The 3,311-nt window shown below is 71.9% G+C and carries 2 protein-coding genes; both read left to right on the plus strand.

The window, feature by feature from the left end; genetic code table 11:
• Window positions 1-537: 537 nt before the first annotated feature.
• A complete protein-coding gene (locus HTZ82_RS20045) occupies window positions 538-1,803 on the plus strand; it encodes an Ig-like domain-containing protein (protein ID WP_375540836.1) in 1,266 nt (421 codons plus the stop codon).
• A gap of 204 nt (window positions 1,804-2,007) precedes the next feature.
• The gene (locus tag HTZ82_RS20050) at window positions 2,008-3,276 is read left to right on the plus strand and encodes an Ig-like domain-containing protein (RefSeq protein WP_175410807.1); all 1,269 of its coding nucleotides are present in this window, start codon (window positions 2,008-2,010) and stop codon (window positions 3,274-3,276) included.
• Window positions 3,277-3,311: the final 35 nt, after the last annotated feature.

Here is a 3,311-nt window from a genome sequence, read left to right on the forward strand (position 1 = left end):
CCCGGGCGCTGCCTTGGGCCCCGGCCGTGCACCAGACCCGGGTGGTGCCTCCGGCCCAAGCCGTGCCTCCGGCCCAAGCCGTGCCTCCGGCCCAAGCCGTGCCTCCGGCCCTGGCGGGACCTCGAGCCCCGGCCGTGCCTCCGGCTCCGCCGGTGCCTCCGGCCCTGGCGGGACACCAGGCCCTGGCGGGACACCGGTCCCCGGCCGTGCCCCGGGCCCCGCCGGTACCCCGGGCCCCGCCGGTACCCCGGGCCCCGCCGGTACCCCGGGCCCCGGCGGCACCCCAGGCCCCGGCGGGGCCTTTGGCACCGCGCCCTGGGCTGACCTCTGTTCGGCTGCGCTCGACACCTGCCGGCCTCCCGCGGCTCGTCCGGCTTCCGGCCCGGTCGTCCGGCCCGTGCGCCCGTCCCGGGGCGCCCGGTCCGTACCGTGCCCTGCCCGGAGTTCTGCCCGGACAGCCATGGTCCCAACATGGCCGGTACCGAACACGACCCGTACAGACGTTTCCCTCGCCGGGCCGTGGTCGTTGGGCGGACTGTGAGACATGGACTGAAGCGGGCAGGACTGGGCGTCGCCACGGCGATGGCGTGGGCGGGACTGATGGCCGGGGCGGCCGTCGGGCTGACGGGGTGCACGGCGGGTGCCGGGCCCCTCGGCGGCCTCACCGACCTCGGGAGCGACGGCGGCAAGGCCCGCGCGTCGGACGACACCATCGAGGTGACGCCGCGCGACGGCGCCGAGGGCGTCGCACCGGACGGACGCCTGGAGGTGCGGGTGCCCGACGGGCGCCTGGAGAGCGTCCGCGTACGGAAGGTCGAGGACGACCGGCCCGCCGAGGTGGACGGCGCCCTGTCGCCCGACGGGCTGCGCTGGCGGCCGCTGCCCGGTACGCGGCTGGCGCTCGCCGCCAAGTACAGCGTCGACGCCGTCGCCCTGGACGGGCACGGCCGCAGGTCCGCCCGGCACACCACCTTCACCACACTCGTCCCCGAACACCGCTTCATCGGCTACTTCGCGCCCGAGAACCGCTCCACCGTCGGCACCGGAATGATCATCTCGTTCCGTTTCAACCGGCCCGTCCAGGACCGCGCCGCGGTCGAGCGCGGCATCCGCGTCACGGCCGAACCGCACACCGAGGTCGCCGGCCACTGGTTCGGCGACCGGCGCCTCGACCTGCGCCCCGAGCGGTACTGGAAGCCCGGCACCCGCGTCACCGTCGACCTGCGGCTGCGCGACGTCGAGGCGGCTCCCGGCGTGTACGGCATCCAGCAGAAGACCGTCGGGTTCACGGTCGGCCGCTCGCAGACGTCCCTCGTGGACGCCGAGGCGCACACCATGGAGGTACGCCGCGACGGCAGGCTCCTCGCCAGGCTGCCCATCACGGCCGGGGCACCCAAGACGACGACGTACAACGGCAAGATGGTGGTCACCGAGATGTTCGATGTGACCCGGATGAACGGCGCCACGGTCGGCTTCAAGGACGCCAAGGGCAAGGGCGAGTACGACATCAAGGACGTGCCGCACGCGATGCGGCTCACCGCGTCGGGCACCTTCCTGCACGGCAACTACTGGGCGCCCGCGTCCACGTTCGGCTCCGCCAACGTCAGCCACGGCTGTGTCGGGCTGCGTGACGTGAAGGGCGGCGGCGCCGACACCCCGGCCGGCTGGTTCTTCGACCGGACGCTGATCGGGGACGTCGTCGAGGTGGTCAACTCGCGTGACCGGAAGGTCGCTCCCGACAACGGCCTCGGCGGCTGGAACATGGACTGGGACCAGTGGAAGGCCGGTTCCGCGCTGCGCTGACCCTCGGTCACTCCCGTGTGAACGCGCCGCGAATCCGCAGTGAAGAGCGTGGAAAGTTGCGTCTTGAACATTGGGACTGAACAGTGACATTGCGGGGCGCTTCACAGGTCGCGCGGTGTGATTATCTAGCGCGGTGCGCGCGGGTGCAGCGCGCGGGGGTGCGGGCCACGGCGATGCCGGGCCGTGCGAGGGGAGAGGTCCATCGTGAAGGGGCAGCCGATATCGGGGACGCCGGCCGGCGTCCGGGTCCGGGGGCGGCGACGGCGTGGCAGCGGCCCGCTGGCAGTGGTCGCCGGAACGTTGCTGCTGCTGGTCACCGCGTGCGCCGGCGGCGGTGACGCGACCGACAGCGCCAAGGGCGGGGGCGCGACCCCCGGCAAGCCGGGCACCGAGCAGGTCGAGAACGCAGCGTCGCAGGCCGTCGTCACCGTGGCGCCCAAGGACGGCGCCGAGTCCGTGGCGACCAGCGGCGCCCTGAAGGTCACCGCCGAGAAGGGCACGCTCAGCGCGGTCACGGTGACCGACACCAAGGGCGTCGCCGTCGAGGGCGTCCTGTCCGCCGACAGGACGAGCTGGCAGCCGGTACGTCATCTGGCGGCGGCCACCAAGTACAAGGTGCACGCCGTCGCCAAGGACGCCGCCGGCCGCGAGTCCGCCAAGGACACGACGTTCACGACGCTCGTACCGAAGAACACCTTCATCGGCCACTACACACCCGAGGACGGCTCCACGGTCGGCGTCGGCATGCCGGTGTCCATCAACTTCACGCGCGGCATCACCGATCCGGAGGCCGTGGAGAAGGGCATCAAGGTGACCGCCGAGCCGTCCGTGCCGATCGAGGGCCACTGGTTCGGCAACGACCGCCTCGACTTCCGCCCCGAGAAGTACTGGGCGCCGGGCACCAAGGTGACCCTCGAACTCAACCTCGACGGCGTCGAGGGCCGCCCCGGCGTGTACGGCAAGCAGGCCAAGAAGATCAGCTTCACCATCGGCCGCAGCCAGGTCTCCACGGTCGACGCGAGCGCCAAGACCATGACGGTCGTCCGCGACGGCAAGGTCCTGAGGACGGTCCCGATCACCGCGGGCGCCCCGGCCACGACGACGTACAACGGGCAGATGGTCATCAGCGAGAAGTACAAGGTGACCCGGATGAACGGCGCCACCGTGGGCTTCGGCGGCGAGTACGACATCAAGGACGTGCCGCACGCGATGCGCCTGTCCACGTCGGGCACCTTCGTCCACGGCAACTACTGGGCGTCCAAGTCGACGTTCGGCTCCGCCAACGTCAGCCACGGCTGCGTCGGCCTCCAGGACGTGCGCGGCGCGTACGACGACGAGATGCCGGCCGCCTGGTTCTACAACAACTCGATCATCGGTGACGTGGTGATCGTGAAGAACTCCAAGGACAAGCAGATCCAGCCGGACAACGGCCTCAACGGCTGGAACATGCCGTGGTCGGAGTGGATCAAGTAGGAGGTCCGCGAGCGGCCGGGCCCGGTGCTGTCCGT

Origin of the sequence: Streptomyces sp. TRM64462 (assembly GCF_013362995.1) — a bacterium.
Lineage (GTDB): Bacteria > Actinomycetota > Actinomycetes > Streptomycetales > Streptomycetaceae > Streptomyces.